The 17,818-nt window shown below is 67.7% G+C and carries 22 protein-coding genes; 15 read left to right on the top strand and 7 right to left on the bottom strand.

The features are described 5' to 3' along the window. Window positions 1-10: 10 nt before the first annotated feature. Window positions 11-895: a YkgJ family cysteine cluster protein gene (locus NOV86_RS11380; RefSeq protein ID WP_267641511.1), complete on the bottom strand. Its 885-nt coding sequence runs from the start codon at window positions 893-895 to the stop codon at window positions 11-13. Window positions 896-1,102: 207 nt separating this feature from the next. On the opposite strand from NOV86_RS11380, the gene NOV86_RS11375 reads away from it, so the two are divergent. From NOV86_RS11375 to NOV86_RS11360, 4 genes are all read left to right on the top strand, one after another. Further along, window positions 1,103-1,384 carry a hypothetical protein gene (locus NOV86_RS11375; protein ID WP_267641510.1) on the top strand — a complete coding sequence of 94 codons (282 nt, stop codon included), beginning with the start codon at window positions 1,103-1,105 and terminating at the stop codon, window positions 1,382-1,384. Window positions 1,385-1,409: 25 nt separating this feature from the next. After that, window positions 1,410-1,637, top strand: a complete 228-nt coding sequence (locus NOV86_RS11370) for a DUF7561 family protein (protein WP_267641509.1) — start codon at window positions 1,410-1,412, stop codon at window positions 1,635-1,637. Between the two features lie 415 nt (window positions 1,638-2,052). After that, window positions 2,053-3,936, top strand: coding sequence for a helicase C-terminal domain-containing protein (locus NOV86_RS11365; protein WP_267641508.1), 1,884 nt, complete (start codon window positions 2,053-2,055; stop codon window positions 3,934-3,936). Window positions 3,937-4,147: 211 nt separating this feature from the next. Then, window positions 4,148-4,411 (top strand): hypothetical protein, encoded by a 264-nt coding sequence (locus NOV86_RS11360; RefSeq protein WP_267641507.1) that lies wholly within the window; start codon window positions 4,148-4,150, stop codon window positions 4,409-4,411. A gap of 16 nt (window positions 4,412-4,427) precedes the next feature. Here the strand turns inward: NOV86_RS11360 and NOV86_RS11355 are convergent, their stop codons facing one another. The 3 genes from NOV86_RS11355 to NOV86_RS11345 all read right to left on the bottom strand — a co-directional run bounded on the left by NOV86_RS11355 (window position 4,428) and on the right by NOV86_RS11345 (window position 6,980). Next, window positions 4,428-4,724 carry a hypothetical protein gene (locus NOV86_RS11355; RefSeq protein ID WP_267641506.1) on the bottom strand — a complete coding sequence of 99 codons (297 nt, stop codon included), beginning with the start codon at window positions 4,722-4,724 and terminating at the stop codon, window positions 4,428-4,430. 83 nt (window positions 4,725-4,807) lie between these two features. Further along, window positions 4,808-5,878, bottom strand: a complete 1,071-nt coding sequence (locus NOV86_RS11350) for a class I SAM-dependent methyltransferase (RefSeq protein ID WP_267641505.1) — start codon at window positions 5,876-5,878, stop codon at window positions 4,808-4,810. Beyond that, the gene (locus tag NOV86_RS11345) at window positions 5,871-6,980 is read right to left on the bottom strand and encodes a 60S ribosomal export protein NMD3 (protein WP_267641504.1); all 1,110 of its coding nucleotides are present in this window, start codon (window positions 6,978-6,980) and stop codon (window positions 5,871-5,873) included. The genes NOV86_RS11350 and NOV86_RS11345 overlap by 8 nt, the downstream gene beginning before the upstream one ends. Window positions 6,981-7,154: 174 nt before the next feature. Between NOV86_RS11345 and NOV86_RS11340 the strand changes: the two genes are divergently transcribed. Further along, window positions 7,155-8,249 (top strand): putative sulfate/molybdate transporter, encoded by a 1,095-nt coding sequence (locus NOV86_RS11340; RefSeq protein WP_267641503.1) that lies wholly within the window; start codon window positions 7,155-7,157, stop codon window positions 8,247-8,249. 54 nt (window positions 8,250-8,303) lie between these two features. Here the strand turns inward: NOV86_RS11340 and NOV86_RS11335 are convergent, their stop codons facing one another. Next, on the bottom strand, window positions 8,304-8,783 hold the full coding sequence (locus tag NOV86_RS11335; protein ID WP_267641502.1) for a hypothetical protein: 480 nt from the start codon (window positions 8,781-8,783) through the stop codon (window positions 8,304-8,306). Between the two features lie 95 nt (window positions 8,784-8,878). Between NOV86_RS11335 and htpX the strand changes: the two genes are divergently transcribed. From htpX to radA, 5 genes are all read left to right on the top strand, one after another. After that, complete coding sequence (htpX, locus tag NOV86_RS11330; RefSeq protein ID WP_267641501.1) at window positions 8,879-9,754, top strand: zinc metalloprotease HtpX; 876 nt, start codon at window positions 8,879-8,881, stop codon at window positions 9,752-9,754. Between the two features lie 25 nt (window positions 9,755-9,779). Continuing rightward, entirely contained in the window at window positions 9,780-10,217 is a 438-nt protein-coding gene (locus NOV86_RS11325; RefSeq protein ID WP_267641500.1) for a DUF7979 domain-containing protein, read from the top strand. A 106-nt stretch (window positions 10,218-10,323) separates the two neighbouring features. After that, complete coding sequence (pspAB, locus tag NOV86_RS11320; RefSeq protein WP_267641499.1) at window positions 10,324-10,932, top strand: PspA-associated protein PspAB; 609 nt, start codon at window positions 10,324-10,326, stop codon at window positions 10,930-10,932. 98 nt (window positions 10,933-11,030) lie between these two features. Continuing rightward, window positions 11,031-12,101 (top strand): ABC transporter permease, encoded by a 1,071-nt coding sequence (locus NOV86_RS11315; RefSeq protein ID WP_267641498.1) that lies wholly within the window; start codon window positions 11,031-11,033, stop codon window positions 12,099-12,101. A gap of 156 nt (window positions 12,102-12,257) precedes the next feature. Continuing rightward, complete coding sequence (radA, locus tag NOV86_RS11310) at window positions 12,258-13,289, top strand: DNA repair and recombination protein RadA (RefSeq protein WP_267641497.1); 1,032 nt, start codon at window positions 12,258-12,260, stop codon at window positions 13,287-13,289. 199 nt (window positions 13,290-13,488) lie between these two features. On the opposite strand, the gene NOV86_RS11305 is transcribed toward radA, so the two are convergent. Then, a complete protein-coding gene (locus NOV86_RS11305) occupies window positions 13,489-14,010 on the bottom strand; it encodes an NUDIX hydrolase (RefSeq protein WP_267641495.1) in 522 nt (173 codons plus the stop codon). Window positions 14,011-14,118: 108 nt separating this feature from the next. Here NOV86_RS11305 and NOV86_RS11300 point away from each other — a divergent pair, with 108 nt between their 5' ends. From NOV86_RS11300 to NOV86_RS11280, 5 genes are all read left to right on the top strand, one after another. Beyond that, entirely contained in the window at window positions 14,119-14,496 is a 378-nt protein-coding gene (locus NOV86_RS11300; RefSeq protein ID WP_267641494.1) for a DUF8147 domain-containing protein, read from the top strand. Between the two features lie 210 nt (window positions 14,497-14,706). Beyond that, window positions 14,707-15,105 (top strand): hypothetical protein, encoded by a 399-nt coding sequence (locus NOV86_RS11295; protein WP_267641493.1) that lies wholly within the window; start codon window positions 14,707-14,709, stop codon window positions 15,103-15,105. 67 nt (window positions 15,106-15,172) lie between these two features. Continuing rightward, window positions 15,173-15,412, top strand: a complete 240-nt coding sequence (locus NOV86_RS11290) for a sulfurtransferase TusA family protein (protein WP_267641492.1) — start codon at window positions 15,173-15,175, stop codon at window positions 15,410-15,412. Window positions 15,413-15,415: 3 nt separating this feature from the next. Continuing rightward, window positions 15,416-16,558, top strand: coding sequence for an NAD(P)/FAD-dependent oxidoreductase (locus NOV86_RS11285; RefSeq protein WP_267641491.1), 1,143 nt, complete (start codon window positions 15,416-15,418; stop codon window positions 16,556-16,558). A 10-nt stretch (window positions 16,559-16,568) separates the two neighbouring features. Then, the gene (locus NOV86_RS11280) at window positions 16,569-17,204 is read left to right on the top strand and encodes a helical membrane plugin domain-containing protein (protein ID WP_267641490.1); all 636 of its coding nucleotides are present in this window, start codon (window positions 16,569-16,571) and stop codon (window positions 17,202-17,204) included. Between the two features lie 145 nt (window positions 17,205-17,349). On the opposite strand, the gene sufU is transcribed toward NOV86_RS11280, so the two are convergent. Then, window positions 17,350-17,778, bottom strand: coding sequence for a Fe-S cluster assembly sulfur transfer protein SufU (gene sufU / locus NOV86_RS11275; RefSeq protein WP_267641489.1), 429 nt, complete (start codon window positions 17,776-17,778; stop codon window positions 17,350-17,352). Window positions 17,779-17,818 lie beyond the last annotated feature (40 nt).

The following is a 17,818-nucleotide window of genomic DNA, read 5'->3' as shown; positions in this document are numbered from 1 at the left end:
GGGTGACTGGTCACTCGACCGCGTCCCAGCCGGGGGTCGCCGGCGCGCCGCGGTCCTCCTCGACGGTGGTCCCGAGGACGCTGGTCGAGACGGGCGTGCCGACGCCGCCGGCGAGTGCCTCCCAGTCCCGGCTGGCCTGTCCGACCCAGGAGTCCGCGCCGAGGGCGAGGTCGCGGTAGCGTTCGTAGTGCGACTCGCTGCGCTCGGTGGTCCCCGGGGCGGATGCGGCGGCCGTCGCCACGAACTCGGCGCGGTCGGCCCGGGTCAGGCCCCGGGTGACGGCCCGCTGGACGACTCCGTCGAGGGAGTCGGGGTCGGGGTGGACGAACACCTTCTCCCCGAGTGCCTGCGGCCCGAGCAGCAGGCCCGCGGTCGATCCGGGTGGTTCGTCGTCGACGAGGCGGTCGCCACCGTAGGCGGCCTCGACGCGCTCGCACTCGGTCTCCCGATCCAGCACGAGGTTGTGCCCCGGGTACTCGGCGCACTCGGTCGGGTACAGCTCCGAGCCGTGGACGCGACACTGCAGGGTCGCCGGGTCGAGGAAGACGCAGGTGCGCAGCCAGCGCGCCCCGTCGATACCGAAGGGCGCGACGGGTTTCGGCGGCTTGCGCAGGCCGACGAAGAACGCCGGCTTCCCGCCGACCGCAGCGACCTGGTGCCCGTCGATGGTCACGGCGTGGTCGTCCTCGGCGAGCCACAGGCGAGGGACGAGCGCGTCGCCGAGCCCCTCCTCGCAGTACCGGCGCACCGTCTCGCGGGTCAGCGGGACCAGGTTGTACGTGTCGTCGAGCGGCCGGTGTGGCCCGCGTCGCTCGTGGTCCTGCCGGTCGGGTGCGGCCGCGAGCGGTCGCCAGTCGATGCAGCATCCGGCACACCCCTCGCAGTTCACCTCCATACCCCGTCGGTTCGGGCCGCCGGGGCAAAAGTCTCGACCCTGACCGGGGGGTGGCTCGACTCACCGATTCGAATGGTCCGTGGTCATTCTGCCGTCTCAGCCCGTCTGACGGCCGTCAGACGATGGGCGAATCGTATATAAATAGATTTCAATAGCCCTACGTTTTCGACCCAAAGACATTACTCAGTTGTGGAATAAGGGGGTGGTATGGTGGCGGCACGACCACGGACGGTGGACCCCCTGTTCAGCCGGGAGACGGTGGTGAGCTTCGCGCTGCTGGTGTCACTCATCGCCTTGGCACAGCTCACCACCGTCCAGGCACTCCAGGTTCCGGGTTCCCTGCTCATGGGTGGCTGGGAACTGCTGCAACAGGCATTGCCGACGTTCGAGTACGCGACGGTCACGGTCGCACTGCTGTTCGTGACCTACCTGTACGCGCTCGCGGTGGGGCTCGCCTGGTGCGTCCGCCGGGCCGGTCAGAAGGCCTAACCGGGTCGGGCACCTCGATTCGGGCGTGAGCAGAGACCCCTGCGACGGGTGTGGCAAGCCCGTCCCGATAAGCGGCGGTATCGCCAACCTCTGGAGTTTCTCCGGCGACGAGGCCGGCGGCATGACCCTCGAGTTCGACAGCGACGGCTCCGAGCACTTCCTCTGTTTCGACTGCATCGAACGCCTGCCCGACGACCCGAGCGCCGCGGACGTGGCGGCGCTGTCCGAGGCCGAGGCCCGCGACGACGACTGATTTTCGGGATGGCGCGTGCTGGCGAGTGTGCCGAGCACGAGGCGACGGAGTCGCCTCGCAATGTTAGGCCACGAGTCAGCGTCGCGCGAGGCCCGCACGAGCCTGCGAGTGCTGGCTCGTGAGAGCTTGCTCTCACGGTGGACGACCGGAGTGAAACGGAACGAGGTGAAGTGGAACGAGGGGAGTCGGCTGGGGAGGGTGAGGTGCGGGCGGTCCTGGGCGGGGTGCTGTGCGGGGCGGTCTCCTTGCCGCCAGCGCGAGTGAACTGCTCGTCGGCACAGACCACCGAAACGCAAAGTCAACCAACTCACCAGCCACAGCCCGCGACGTCCACCAGCCACGCCCACTGCACCCATCCAGCAGATTCCACGACCGACCGATGATTTTACACCCGTCCCACGGCTTCCACAGGACAGTGGACCCGTCCCGTATCTTCGAGGAGTTCCCCGCACCCTCCTACCGCGGCAACCAGGAGCAGGCGCTCGGCGACATCCGTGACGCCTTCGAGGCGGGGAACGACGTGGTGCTCGTGCGCGCGCCGACCGGCAGCGGCAAGTCCCTCCTCGCGCGGGCGGTCGCCGGCTGTGCCGCGAAGGCGGACGCGGTCGCCCCGAGCGAGGCCAGCGGCGCCTACTACACGACGCCGCAGGTCTCACAGCTCGACGACGTGGCGGGCGACGCGTTGCTGGACGACCTGAACATCATCCGCGGGAAGTCGAACTACAAGTGCATCCTGCCGGGCGAGCGCGATACCCCCGTGAACCGGGCGCCGTGCGTACGCGAGAAGGGGTACGACTGCTCGGTGCAGCACCGGTGTCCGTACTTCTCCGACCGGGCCATCGCCTCCAACCGGAACATCGCGGCGATGACGCTCGCGTACTTCATGCAGACCGCCGGGAGCGAGGTGTTCCGCAAGCGGGACGTGGTCGTCATCGACGAGGCCCACGGGCTGGCGGAGTGGGCGGAGATGTACGCGACCATCGAGCTGGGCCCGAGAACCGTCCCGGTGTGGGACGACCTGCAGGTGCCCGACCTCGATTCGGTCGAGCGCACCGCCAAGTACGCCGAGAACGTGATGCAGGCGCTGGTCCGCCGGAAGGACGAACTGCTCACGAAGCAGGCGCTCACCGCCGAGGAGGTGCACGTCCGGGACCGGCTGCAAGAGCGCATCGGTGAGCTGGACTGGTTCGTCTCGGACTACCGCGACCCCGGGTCGGCGACGGAGTGGCTGGTCGACCAGCCCGACGGCGAGGGCGGGGCGGTCACCATCAAGCCGATGAACCCCGAGAAGTACCTCCAGCACACGGTCTACGACCGCGGGAACAAGTTCGTCCTGCTGTCGGCGACCATCCTCAACAAGGACGCCTTCTGCCGGCAGGTCGGCCTCCCGCCCGAGCAGACCGCCCTGGTCGACGTCGAACACACCTTCCCCGTCGAGAACCGGCCGCTGTACGACGTGACCCAGGGGAAGATGACCTACGAGCACCGCGACGAGACCCTGCCGAAGATCGCCCGGGTCACGACGCGCATCATGCAGCAGCATCCCGACGAGAAGGGGCTCATCCACTGCCATTCGTACGGTATCCAGGAGCGCCTCGCCGACCTCCTCCGTGACTTCGGCGTCGGCGAGCGCCTGCGCATCCACGGCCGGGAGAATCGCGACGCCGAACTGGAGTCGTGGAAGGCCTGTGACGACCCGGAGGTGTTCCTCTCGGTGAAGATGGAGGAGGCACTCGACCTCGAGGGCGACCTCTGTCGCTGGCAGGTGCTCTGTAAGGCGCCGTTCCTGAACACCGGGGATTCGCGGGTCGCCCACCGACTGGAGCAGGGCCAGTGGGCGTGGTACTACCGCTCCGCGCTCCGGACCGTCATCCAGGCCTGCGGGCGGGTCATCCGCGCCCCCGACGACTACGGCGACACCTACCTCGCCGACACCAGCCTGCTCGACCTGTTCGAGCGCGCGAAGACCGACACGCCGCCGTGGTTCGCCGAGCAGGTCACCCGGCTCTCGGAGCCGGACCTCCCGGAGTTCCAGCCGACGGAGGCGCTCACGGCGTTCGACGGCGGCTCCATCCGCGGGAGTCGCCGCCAGGAGACGTGGCGCGAGAGCGGGGCTGGCGGCGGGAGCGGGAACAGTAGCAGCAGTACGAGTAGTAGCGGCGGCAGCAGCAGTGGCGCGAGTGCCAGCGCGGGCGGTGATGGAGACGGCGGTGACAGCAGTGGCGGCTCCTCGCGGCGGTCGCGCCGGCGTCGCTCGAAGCGGTCGCCGATGGCCGACGTGTGGGACACCGACGGCTGACCGGCGGTCAGAACGCGCCGATGACGCCCACGGCCGAGGAGAGGATCATCAGGCCGACGAAGACGATGGCGATGATCTGCTGGCGGGTGAGTCCGAACATTCGATTCTCTCTTTCGCCTCCGAGGGCTTCAACCCCTCGGCTGTGCGCCGGTGGGCGCACCCGGCGACCGGTTTCCGACCGTTTTTGCGCCGGCGACCCGAAGCCGCGAGCATGACAGACCGCCCGTCTGTACTCGAGATCTGGTCCAGCCTGGCCCGCCCGCTCGGGGCGGTGCTCACGCTGGCCGGGGTCGCCCATCTGGTGAAGGCTGACACCCTGCTCTCGCTCGCCAGCCGGAGCTACGACCTGCTACTGGACGTGGAGTTCGAGCCCCGCGACGGGGCGACGAACCGTGTTCGACTGCTCGGTCTGTTCTTCGTTGCAGCCGGTGCACACCTGCTGTACTACGGCGGCGTGCTGCCGAGCAGGGACTGAGCCGCGTCGCTCGAATTCAGTCCTGCGACCCCGACCGGGCCGCCCGGCGGACCACGTAGCCCAGCACGGCCAGCAGCCCGGTCCACTTCACGACCGTCCCGAGGAAGTCCGCGAACGCGGACACCTCGTCGGCGAGCGCGAAGATGGAGCCCCCATCGAGTGTGTGCCCGAGGGGGCGCAGGAACAGGTCGACGAACACGAGGTCGAGCGCGAAGTGGACGAGCCACGACGCGAACAGCACCAGTAGCACGCCCACGAGCATACGGGGAATCTCCGCACGGACCCAGTCGATGTCGTCTTGCGGGAGGGACATATCGCTCCCTGCGGTCGACGCCAGCAAAAACCCCGCCTCTCGTTCAGTTGCGTCCCGACGGTTCAGGACCGTTCAGCCGTCGTTCAATCGATTCGCGCGTCGACGACGACGTGCCAGACGCCCTCGCTGTGGCTCTTGACGCGCCGTCTGTCGAGTATCTCGACCGTGCGCCCGCGGGCGGCCGCGGCCTCGCGGATGCGCGAGACGGGGCGGTCCCAGAGCCGGTCCTCGGGCGTGGCCTCGTGCAGGTGCAGGATACCGCCCGGTTCGAGCGCGTCCAGGGCCGCGTCGAGGTACTCGTGGGCGTCGTAGTAGCCCATCACGACCCGGTCCGCGGTGGCCTCGACCTCCCGGCAGTCGCCGAGGACCAGCGAGACGCGGTCGAGGACCCCGTTGAGGTTCGCGTTCTCGCCGAGGAACCGGAACGACTCGGGGTTCTTCTCGACGGCCGTGACCTGCGCGCCGGCGCGGGCCATCGGGAGCGTGAAGTAGCCGATGCCGGCGAACATGTCCAGCACTTCCTCGTCCTCCGCCACGACGTCGCCCATCCGGGCGCGCTCGGCCTGATTGCCGGGCGAGAACATGACCTTCGCGAGGTCGAGCGAGTACCTCGTCCCGTGTTCGGTGTGGACCGTCTCGGTGTCGCCCAGGCCAGCCACGACCCGGGTGTCTGGCTGGCGGAGTTCGCCCGAGACGCCGCCGTGGGCACAGACGGTGTCGGCCTCGCCGTGGAGTTCCAGCAGGGCCTCGCCGATGTCCTGCTCTTGCTCGTCGGTCCAGTCGTCGAGCGAGACCAGGATGACGGAGCCGACGACCGCCCACGACGCCGGGGCGGCCGCGACCGCCTCGTCGTCCCATCCCTTCTCTCGAAGCAAGGTCTCGAGGTCGGGCGCCCGCGCCTCGGGGTCGGTCTGGCGCACCACGTCTAGCACGTCGGTCGACTGCGGCGGGTCGGTGACGGGAAGTGCCACCGTCTCCGCGCCGTACGCCTGCACCCGGCGCTCGTCGTCGTATATGCCCTCATCGCGGAGGCTCGCGATGGCGACCTCGGTGCCGGGCTTGGGGACGATGGCGGCGAGGTCGTCGGCGTCCTCGGCCGGGTCGCCGGTGGCGACCGGCAGGTCCCCGTCCGCGTCCGACGGTTCCTCACTCATCGGGCAGGACGTGGAGGCCGGCGCGGCTCTTGAACACCCGGACCGACTCCCCGTCGGGGTCGAAGTAGTCCGGGCGCGAGATGGTCTTCGCCTCGTAGGTCTCCGGGTCGAGCACCTGTACCGCGTGCTCGTCCTCGACCGTCACGAGCGAGGTCTCGACGCCGTCCTCGATGCTGCCGAGCTTGCGGGCGTTTGGCGCGTCGCCCTCCGAGTAACTGGCCTCGTAGCGCTCGCCGGTGGTGAGCCGGACGCCCTTGAGGTTCCCGTGGGCGCTCCGGACGAGGATGGGGCCGTCGGTGTCGTCGTCGTCGCGCAACTCGATGATGTCGCCGGGGATGAACGGCGGGAGCCGGACCGCGTAGGTGACGCGGTAGACCTCGTTGCCGTCCTCGTCCTCGGTGACGAGGGTCTCGTGGTCCTCCCACGAGCCGCCGAACTCCTCGGTGACCTTGTTGGCGATCTTCTTCCCGATGTTGTTCGTCGAGACCTTGATGTCGAGGCCGTCCTTCTCCTCGCCCATCTCCGTGATGAAGGCGTTGCGGTCGCCCGTCGCCTCCATGTCCGCGACGATCTTGTTGGCGATCTCCTTCGAGCGCTCTATCTCCTCGCTGGTGGGCTTGCGGTCCGCCGCCCGGACCTGCACGATGGAGGCGTAGTAGTCGCCGGAGATGCGCCCACACCGGGTGCAGGTCTGCCGGGAGATGAGGACCGGGACGGTCGCCTCGGCCTCGCGGAACTGCCCGCGGACGATGCCGGAGAAGAAACAGTGCATCCGGATGGTGTTCTGGTCTACCTGCTCGGGGTCGACCTGCCAGGACACGTCCTCGGCGTCGACGTGTACCGCCAGCGCCTCGGCCACCTCGTCGATGGCCACGTCGGTGTAGTCCTTCGCGCCCACGTCGACCCACCGGTTGCCCCGGTGGACCGCGCCGCAGGTCGCACAGACCATCACCTCGATGCGGTCGGGCGCGTCGACGAGTTCGAACTGCTCGAAGTAGCAGTCGTCGCAGACGCCCACGTCGGACTTGCCCAGCGGGTCGTTCGCGGCGACGTCGGACATCGGGTCGCCACAGCGTGGACAGAACGTTCGCTGGTCGCTCATTTGACGGGTGTTCGCCGTTCACGCGTAAAAGGAACGCGGGTCCGGGGTCGGGCGCGAGCCGGCCGTTTCGATGGAGCGGTCCAGGATGGGCCCACAATCGATTACGTTCACGGCGAACGTGCCCAAATCCAGTTACTGGAAACGTACTTCTGTGATGACTCGTTACTGCGGATAATGGGTTACGAAGGGGTCACTCTCGACGGTTCTCGTGTCGATTTCGCGTGGCACGAGGTCACGGGGGCGATAGGGGATTCGGTTACGGTGCTGCCGCTGGTCGTCGCCATCGCGGTGCTGACCGACCTCTCGCTGGCGCTGATGCTCGTCTGGTTCGGCCTCGCACAGGCGGTCTGGGGGCTCTACTACGGCGCGCCCATCTCGGTCGAGCCGATGAAGGCGCTGGCGGCGCTACTGCTCGCCGGGACCGTCACCACCGGCGAGTTCCTGCTCGCGGGACTCCTCCTCGGCGGCGTGTTGCTGGTCGTCGGCACGACCGGGACGCTCGACCGACTCGGGCAGTACATCGGTGCCCCCGTCGTCCGCGGCGTCCAGTTCGGGGTCGCACTCGTCCTCCTGGAGACGGGGGTCGGCCTCGGCGTCGGCGACCCGCGACTGGCCGCCGTCGCCGCCGCTCTCGCCGTCGTCCCCATCGCGCTGGGCTACTGGAACCTCTCCGGCATGGTGGTCCTGCTCGGCGGTGGGGTCGTCGCCGTGGCCTCCGGGGCCACTCCCGCGCTGGCGATGCCCTCGTTCGACGGGCTGTTCGCGGTCGCCAGCGTCGGTCTCACGGGCGCGACGGCCGAAGCCATGCTCGCCCAGCTCGCGATGACCGTCGGGAACGCGGCGCTGGCGGCCTCGGTGCTCATGGCCGACTACTTCGACCGCGACGTCTCGGCCGACGACCTCTCGACCAGCATGGGCGTGATGAACCTCGTGTCGGTCCCCCTCGGCGGCATCCCGATGTGCCACGGGAGCGGCGGCATCGCCGGGAAGTACGCCTTCGGCGCGCGGACCGCCGGCGCGAACCTCGTCCTCGGGGCCGGCTACGTCGGCCTCGCGCTGGTCGGCGTCGGCTTCCTCGCGGTCTACCCGGTCGCCATGCTCGGGGTCGTGCTGGCCCTCGTCGCGCTCCAGCTGGCCCGCACGAGCCTCGAACAGACGGGGTTCTACCCTCTCACCATCGGCATCGGCGTCGTCGGGGTGGCAGTCGATCTCGGCGTGGCTTTCCTCGGCGGTGCGGTCGTCTATCTGGCGATAGAACGGTGGGGCTAGGCTCCAGCGAGGAACTGCAGGGCCCGGGGGCGGTTGGTCCCGGGCACGAGGAACTCACACCCCAGCGAACAACCGGGCACTCAACAGCGCCCCGCCGATACCCGCCGCGACCGTCAGGACCGGCCCCAGCACCAGCGACACCAGTAGCGCCGCGACGGTCCCGACGAGGTACATGTCGAACAGCGGCGGGTCGCCGCCGGTGACCTGCTGCTGGTACGACCCCGGCTGCTGGTAGCCGCCACCGCCTCCCGACGGTGCGTACATCACGCCACTCTGCGTCTGCGGGCGGTGGGTCTGCTGGAGCCGGTAGACGCGGTAGACGAGGAAGGCGGTGAAGGCGCTGACGAGCACGCCGATGAACACGCCGAGGAAGACGCCGGCGTAGAAGTTCCCGGCCACGTCGCTGACGGCGACGATGACCGCGGTGAGGATGGGTGGGCCGAGGACGACGGTGATGCCGCTCACCGTCCCGACGAGACAGGCGAGGACGACGGTGAACCCGGTCGTGACCAGCGGCGAGTCCGCGGCCGACATTCGTCTGTAACTCACGGAACGGGTATACAAGCCCTTCGGCTGACACACCGCCGCATGGCGGTGGGCTTTAGCCCACGCGTTACCTCACTGATACCATGCAATGGAAAGCGGACAGGGGACTCCAGTTCCGGATGTTCCTCACGATGTTCCTCCTCGCGGGGCTCTACATCGTGTTCATCGCCGCGCTCTGGCTGTACTCGGGCGGGTCGCTCCTCGCCATCGCCCTCATGTTCGGCATGTTCAGCCTCGGGCAGTGGTACTTCAGCGACAAGCTCACGCTGTGGAGCATGGGCGCGAGAGAGGTCAGCGAAGAGGAGGAGCCGAAGCTCCACGCGATGGTCCAGCGCCTCTCCCAGCAGGCCGACGTGCCCAAGCCGAAGATCGCCGTCGTGGACTCGCGCAACCCCAACGCGTTCGCGACCGGGCGCTCGCAGAAACACGCCGCCGTCGCGGTGACGACCGAGCTGCTGCGCATCCTCGACGACGAGGAGTTAGAGGGCGTCATCGCGCACGAGCTCGCCCACGTGAAGAACCGCGACGTGATGGTCATGACCATCGCGTCGTTCCTCTCGACCATCGCGTTCCTCATCGTCCGGTGGGGCGCGTTCTTCGGGGGCGGGCGCAACCGCAACAACGGGGGCGTCATCGTCGCCATCCTCGTCTCGCTGGTGGTGTGGATCGTCTCGTACCTGCTCATCCGGGCGCTCTCGCGCTACCGCGAGTTCGCCGCCGACCGCGGAGCCGCCGTCATCACGGGCAAACCCCGGGCGCTGGCGTCCGCCCTGCAGACCATCTCTGGGGACATGCACCGGGTGCCCAAGGAGGACATCCGCGAGCAGGCGGAGATGAACGCGTTCTTCATCATCCCCATCTCGGGCAGCGCCATCACGCGCCTGTTCAGCACCCATCCCTCGACCGAGCGCCGCATCGAACGACTCCAGCAACTCGAACGCGAGATGGAAAGCTTCTGATGGGCGCGCCTGGTTGGTGTGGAGCATGAACCGCCGCGACGTCGCCCTCCTCGCGCTCGTCCTCGGCCTGCTCGCCGCCGCCCACCCGGTCTACCTCGACGTCCACCCCGGCGAGTCGAAGGTCCTCGTGGAGGTCGACCCGACCGAACAGACCCCGCCCGCCGACGAGGTGGTGAACTTCACCGACCTGCCGCCGCGGGCGCAGGCAGCCGTCGAGCAGGCGGGCACCGGCGGCGAGGCGACCCTCTGGATCGGGAGCGAAGCAGACGCCATCGAACCGCTGGCAGTCCACGACTACCTCCGGTGGGAGGGCGACCTCTACCGGGTGCGGGTCGTCCCGCGCGAGGGGCTGTTCGACCGGGTCGACACCGTCGTCTCACCGCTGGTGTCGCTCGTCGGCGTGCTGCTGGCCGTCATCAGCGTGCGGACGCTCTGGGACGTCCGACAGAAGGGCCGCGATTGATACTGTCGGACGTAACTTTGTGAAGATATTCGACACCGGGGGGTGTCGAATTCCTTCGTCGGCTTACGTCCGACAGTATAAGACACCCCCGTCCCACGTTCCTCCCATGGGCCTGCTGGATTCGATACGCGAAGTGCTCGGCCTCCGGGCCGAGGCCGACGCTGCCCGCGACGCCGACCCCGACGACCTCTTCGGGATGAGTACGGCCTACATCACCATGGAGGCCGAACTCGGTTTCGCCAGCACGGGCGACGGCGCGCTCTGTTTCTCCAGCGTCGACAGCACCGACTTCGAGGACACCGTCCGCGAGGTCGAGGACATCCTCACCGCCGGCGAGTCCGAGACGGGCACCGCCTTCGAGGTGCGCGAGGACGACCACGGCTACCACTGGGTCGTGCTCCACGACGACGACCCTGAGGACCTCATCACGAGCCTGCACTTCGCCGCGGACACGTTCATCGAGCGCGACTACGGCTCGCGCCTGCTCAACGCCTTCTTCGCCTTCGAGAAGGACGACCGCCTCGCCTACTGGGTGTACTCCTTCCGCCGGGGCGCGTACTACCCCTTCGTCCCGAAGCGCGGCGAGAAGGACCGCGACAGCGGCACGGAGTTCAAACTCGAGAGCAACCTGGACGGCGAACTCGACCTCGAGGCGGACAAGGAGTACTGGTACCCGATGTACCCGAGCAGTTCGGGGACCCACCCGTGGGAGTGAGGCCGGTATAACACGAACGACCGTCCTAGATTCCGCCGCGTTTTTAATACGGTGGGTCACACCTCACAGACGGCAATGAGGGGTGTCCACACGCGACGATGAGTCGCTGGAACTACTTCGCGAAGCGCGTGCTGTTGATGGTGCCCGTCGTCTGGTTCGGCGTGACGGTGACGTTCGTCACCATCCGGATGGGGCCACTCGACCCCGTCGCCGCCATCCTCGGCCCGCAGGTCCCGCCCTCGCAGTACGAGAAGATCGAGCGCCAGCTCGGGCTCACCCGCCCCCTGTGGGAGCAGTACCTCGACTACCTCGTCGGGCTCCTCCGGTTCAACCTCGGCGAGTCCTACGTCGTCAAGGAGGGCGCGAGCGCGATGGACCTCATCGTCCTGCTCACCCCGCGGTCGCTCTGGCTCGGCTTCTGGTCGGTCCTCATCCCGCTGTTCGTCGGCATCCCTCTCGGCTTCTACGCCGGCCTCCACCCGAACACCTACGCCGACTACGTCGCCTCCTTCGGCGGCATCATCTGGCGGGCGATGCCGAACTTCTGGCTCGGCATCATGCTCATGGCCGCCCTGAGCCAGTCCGACCGCCTGTTCTTCGGCTTCGAGTGGACCACGTTCATCGTGGACGCGAACGTCATCGGGCCGCCCCCGCTCGGGTTCTACGACCACGACGGGGCGTTCCCGGTCGCCGTCGGCGGCCGCACCCTGTTCCGCCTCCCGTTCGGGTTCGACGTGACCACCTTCCTCGAGGCCGTCAAGATGGTCGTCGCCCCGGCCGTCGTCATGGGGTCGGCGTCGATGGGCAACGAGATGCGCCTCGGCCGGACCGCGGTGCTGGAGACCATCAACTCGAAGTACGTCGACACCGCCCGGATGAAGGGGCTCCCGCGCCGGGTCATCGTCTGGAAGCACGTCTTCCGGAACGCGCTCATCCCCCTCGTCCCTATCATCCTGAACGAGGCGTTCCTGCTCATCGGCGGCTCGGTCATCATGGAGACCATCTTCAGCATCAACGGCATCGGCTACCTGTTCTTCCAGGCGGCCGTGCAGGGCGACATGCCCCTCGTCGGGTCGCTGATGTACATCTTCATCCTCATCATCGTCTTCATGAACATCTTCCAGGACTTCCTCTACACCGTCATCGATCCGCGGGTCGGGTACGAATAGCGCGGCGCCACGCGCCGCGGAATACAGCGCGGCGCCCCTCTCGTTCCCACTTCAACCCTCGCAAACCGACCGACTGCATCCCCGCCACGCCCATCACTTTCACTTTCACTCTCCTGTTAACGAGGGTTTATGGGGGAACCCGCCCCAGCCATAGATATGGCAGACGTAGACCTCGAGAAGCTCCCCGGTGTCGGTCCCGCAACCGCAGACAAGCTCAAGGACGCAGGCTTCGACTCGTTCGAAGGCATCGCCGTGGCCTCTCCCTCCGAACTCTCCAACACGGCCGACGTCGGCGAGTCGAGCGCGGCCGACATCGTGCAGGCGGCCCGGGAGCACGCCGACATCGGCGGCTTCGAGACCGGCGCGCAGGTGCTCGAACGACGCAACCAGATCGGCAAGCTCAGCTGGCAGATCGACGAGGTCGACGACCTCCTCGGCGGGGGCGTCGAGACACAGTCCATCACCGAGGTGTACGGTGAGTTCGGGGCCGGCAAGTCCCAGGTGACCCACCAGCTCGCCGTCAACGTCCAGCTCCCCAAGGAGGTCGGCGGCCTGCGTGGCTCCGTCATCTTCATCGACTCCGAGGACACCTTCCGCCCGGAGCGTATCGACGACATGGTCCGTGGCCTCCCGGACGAGGCGCTCGAGGCGACCCTCGAGGACCGCGGCATCGAGGGCGACATCGACGACGACGAGACGATGAAGGAACTCGTCGACGACTTCCTCGACAAGACCCACGTCGCGAAGGGCTTCAACTCCAACCACCAGATGCTCCTGGCCGAGAAGGCGAAGGAACTCGCCAGCGAGCACGAGGACTCCGAGTGGCCCGTCCGCCTGCTCTGTGTCGACTCGCTGACGGCCCACTTCCGCGCCGAGTACGTCGGTCGTGGTGAACTCGCCGAGCGCCAGCAGAAGCTCAACAAGCACCTCCACGACCTCGACAAGGTCGGGAACCTGTTCAACTGCGCCGTGCTCGTCACGAACCAGGTCGCCTCGAACCCCGACTCGTTCTTCGGCGACCCGACCCAGCCCATCGGTGGGAACATCCTCGGGCACAAGTCGACGTTCCGCATCTACCTCCGCAAGTCCAAGGGCGACAAGCGTATCGTCCGCCTCGTGGACGCGCCGAACCTCGCCGACGGTGAGGCCGTGATGCGCGTGCAGGACGGCGGCCTGAAGCCCGAATAGGCGGGCTATCCGGTTCCGTTTTCTCCCGTGAGGGAGCCTGCGACCGAACGGGCCGACGAGCGAAGCGAGGAGGCTTTTGGTCCAGCTTTTGCCGAGCGAGGCCACGCAGTGGCCGAGCGCAGCGCAAAAGGTGGGCGGGTACAGGACGGCGGCCTGAAGCCCGAATAGGCGGTCGATCCAGTTCCGTTTTCTCTCGTCTCTACCCGAATCGCTCGTTCCAGAGCCGGTCGGCCGGCGAGTGGACTGACGCCGGCAGCGTGTCCCACCACGCCACCTCGGAGATCTCCTCCGGTTGCCGGGTTGGCTCACCGCGGACGTACTCGGCGACGAACGCGACCGCGAACTCCTCGAATGAGGGTGCCTCGCCCTCGGCGTGTCGTCTGGTGACCCGGTAGACGTAGGACACGTCGACGATGGTGCACTCGACGCCCGTCTCCTCGCGGACCTCGCGTTCACCCGCCGCCGGCGCCGACTCGCCGGGGTCGATGAGGCCACCGGGGACGCCCCACGAGTCGGGGCGGGACTGCTCGCGCACCAGAAGCGCCTCGTCGTCGCGCTCGACCCAGACCCGGGCGGCACCCGGGACACCCCGGTCGTGGAGGCGCCGCGCCCGCTGGTACTGCGAGTCCGACAGGTCGGTGACCGCCGTCTCGACCGGGACGTCGCCGTACTCGGCCGCGAGTGCGTCTATCCGGGCGTCGATGTCGTCTGCGTCAGCCATCGCGCCAGATTCGCACACCGCCCGGAAGAGCGTTCCGTCGGGCGGGACGACCGCGCTACCTCGTATCACTGGACAAATATCTTCTCCGGCGAGCGCGTACTATCTGGCATGGACATCCGACGCCTCCTGCTGGCCCTCGGCTCCGGCGCGACCACGTTCCTGCTCGTCGGCGCGCTCCTCGCGTCACAGATTCCCGACATCCCGGGCGGCATCATCGGCTTCTTCGGCGGCCTGTTCGCCGGCCTCCTCGCGGTCGTCGGCGTCTGGGTCGTGCTCGGAAGCGCCAGCAGCACGCTCACCCGGCTCGTGACGGCCTACGCGGTCTTCGGCTACGCCTTCCTCGCCATCTGGTTCCTGCGGTACGCCCACGTCGCCGGCCTCCGGTCGTCGGTCGACGTCTCGCTGCAGGTCGTCCTCAGCGTGGCTATCGCGGTACTGGTCGCACTGGGCGACTGGGTGGGGAGACGACGGGAGACGGGACAGTAACCATTTTATTGTGCCCAGTCTACAATCTTGTCGCCTTCGTATCGACTCGTTTGTTCAGACATTCACGGTGCCAAAGCAATCAAGCCCGGCTTTTTTGGCCCCTACCGTCGAACAGTGAGGCGAGATAGCACAGAGGTATGTTCCCATAATCTTGGAAATTGAGTACAAGACTATATCCGTCTCGCACCAACTACCATCTGTGAACTCACCATGAACGGCTATGCAATCGTCATCGCGACGGACGAATTCGAGAAGATCACGGCGGCGAGCATCATCAGCTCCATCGCGGCAGCCTCGGACATCCCGGTCGACATCTTCGTGACGATGAACGGGCTCCGCCCGTTCGAACACGAGGTCGTCGAGACGCAGGACTTCAACGTCGGCCCCCTCGGGGAGGCCATGCTGACCAGCGAGGAGACCGAGATCCCCCTGTTCACGGAGCAGTTCCGTGACGCCAAGGAGATGGGCCCGATGAACCTCTACGCCTGCACGATGGCGATGGAGATGTGGGGCCGCGAGCTCTCCGACTACGTCGACATCTTCGACGGGGAACTCGGCGTCTCCGGCTTCCTGAGCAAGGCCGCCGACAAGCAGGTCATCTTCATCTGAGCCTGCCGGCCCGCCACCGCACCGCCCACCGACCACCAACGACACCCCAATCACGAGCAATCCACCCATGTCCGAACAACTCACTGCTGACGTAACGATCGACGCACGCGGCTCCGGCTGCCCCGGCCCCCTGATGGACCTCATCGGGAAGATAAAGAAGGTCGACCCCGGCACGGTCATCGAACTCCAGACGTCCGACCGCGGCTCGGTCTCGGACGTCCCCGAGTGGGTCGAGAAGGCCGGCCACGACCTGCTGGAGACCGTCGAGCACGACGACTACTGGAGCATGTACGTCGAGAAGGCCTGAACCATGACCGACATCGTCATCGTCGGGGGAGGCACCGGCGGCACCGTCCTCGCCAACCGGCTCGTCGAGGACCTCGAGCGCGAGGTCGCGGCCGGCGAGGTCGAGGTGACGCTCGTCAACGACTCCCCCGACCACGTCTACAAGCCGACGTTCCTGTACGTCCCGTTCGGCAAGAAGACCGCCGACGACGCGGTCCGGCCCCTGGCCGACCTCGTCGACCGGCGGGTCAACCTGGAGATCAACCGCGTCGTCGGTATCGACACCGACGCGAAGACCCTCGACCTGCAGGACGGCGCCGGCACGCTGTCCTACGACTACCTCGTCGTCGCGACCGGCGCGAAACTGGTTCCCGAGGAGGTGCCCGGCCTCGTGGAGGGCGGCCACCACTTCTACGGCGGCGAGGGCGCAGAGCGGCTCCGCGACGCGCTCGCGGACTTCGAGGAGGGCCACCTCGTGCTGAGCGTCGTCGGCGTCCCGCACATGTGCCCGGCCGCGCCGGTCGAGTTCGTGCTCATGGCCGACGAGTGGTTCAGGGAGCGCGGTATCCGCGACCAGGTGGACATCACGTACACCTACCCCATCCAGCGCCTGCACGGCCTCGAATCCGTGTCGAACTGGATGGAGCCCCGGTTCGCCGAGCGCGACATCGACGCGATGACCTTCTTCAACGCGGAGGAGGTCGACCCCGAGGCGAAGGTCCTCCGGTCGATGGAGGGCGAGGAGCTGGACTACGACCTGCTCGTGGCCATCCCGCCCCACGACGGCGACGACCTCATCGCGGGCTCGGGCCTCGGCGACGACGGCTGGGTCGAGGTGGACAAGCACACCCTCGAGGCCGACCACGCCGAGGACGTCTTCGCCATGGGCGACGCCGCGGACGTGCCGACCAGCAAGGCCGGCTCCGTCGCCCACTACGAGGCCGACGTCATCGCGGACCGCATCACCAGCAAGGTGCGGGGCCAGCTCCCGACCGCGACGTTCGACGGGAAGACCGTCTGCTTCATCGAGGCAGGCATGAACGAGGCGACGTTCGTCGAGTTCGACTACGAGCACCCGCCGGAACTCCGCGACGAATCGCGCCCCGTCCACTGGGCGAAGCTCGCGTACAACGAGTCCTACTGGCTCACCGCCAGGGGGCTGCTCTGAGGTGAGCGAGATGGCGGAAGCACCCCAGCAGATCGAACCCGAGGAACTCACGGCGGCCATCGAGGAGAACCCCGAGGCCGTCGCCGAGTTCGTCTCGCGGCTCGACGCGGTGAACGAGTTGCTCGACGTGCTCGAACTCGGCACGAGCGCGATGGACGACGAGATGGTGATGCGCCTCGCGAAGACCGGCTCCACGCTGGCGGAGTCGGCCGACGCGGTGGCGACCCCGGAGACGGTCCGGCTCGCCGAGGCGGTCGGCCGCGACGGCGAGGACCTCGCCGCCGCCGTCGAGACCATCTCCGAACTCCAGCGCAACGGCACCCTCGACGACCTCGCGGCGATGGCCGACCTGCTCGCGCTCATGAACGGCGCAGTCGACGACGACATGGTCATGCGCCTCGCGAAGACCGGCAGCAGCCTCGGCGAACTCGCCGACACCGCCGCCGAGCCCGACACGGTCCGCGGGCTGGAACGCATGCTCGACGCGGTCGGTGACGCCAGCGTCGAGGAGTCAGAGCCCGTGGGGGTCATCGGCCTCGCGAAGGCCACCAGGGACCCCGAGGTCAAGCAGGGCCTGGGCTACCTGCTCGCCCTGGCGAAGGCACTCGGCCGCGGGAGCGGCCACGAGAACGCCGTCCACGAATGACGGCCCACGCCACGGACCCCCCTCTTCTGCGCGGCTGACGGCCGGGCCTGCTTCGACGGCGAATCATCGCTTCGGCGTCTCTCGAAAGCGCGGCAGCGCTCCTGAGCCCAACAGCAGAACAGAACAACAGAACAGAAAGAGACGCTCAGTCGTCGTCTTCTTCGGTCGTCGTCTTGTCCAGATCTTTCTCACCGAGGTAGATCTCGGCCCCGTCCTGTGCGACCTTCTCGGCGAGGACGGCGCACTTGATGCGCATCGGCGAGATGTCCACGCCGAGCATGTCGACCACGTCGTCGCGGTCCATCTCGGCGAGTTCGTCGAGGGTCTTCCCGCGGAGCTTGCCCGAGAGCATGCTCGCGGAGGCCTGGGAGATGGCACAGCCGTCGCCCCTGAACGCCACCGCGGCGATGGTCTCCTCGTCCTCGTCGAGTTTCACGTCCATCCGGATCTCGTCACCGCACATCGGGTTCTCCCCGACGTGGGTGAACGTCGCATCCTCGAGTTCCCCGTAGTTGCGCGGGTTCTTGTAGTGGTCGAGGATCTGCTGTCTGTACATGTCCGAGCCCATTCCCATTGTTGTGGGCTGGTAGGGTAGTCCGCCGGAAAAACGTTCC

The organism is Haloarchaeobius amylolyticus (genome assembly GCF_026616195.1).
In the GTDB taxonomy this organism is placed as follows: Archaea; Halobacteriota; Halobacteria; order Halobacteriales; family Natrialbaceae; genus Haloarchaeobius; species Haloarchaeobius amylolyticus.
The sequence above is the reverse complement of the archived record's forward strand: the minus strand, read 5'-3'. Positions and strand labels throughout refer to the sequence as shown.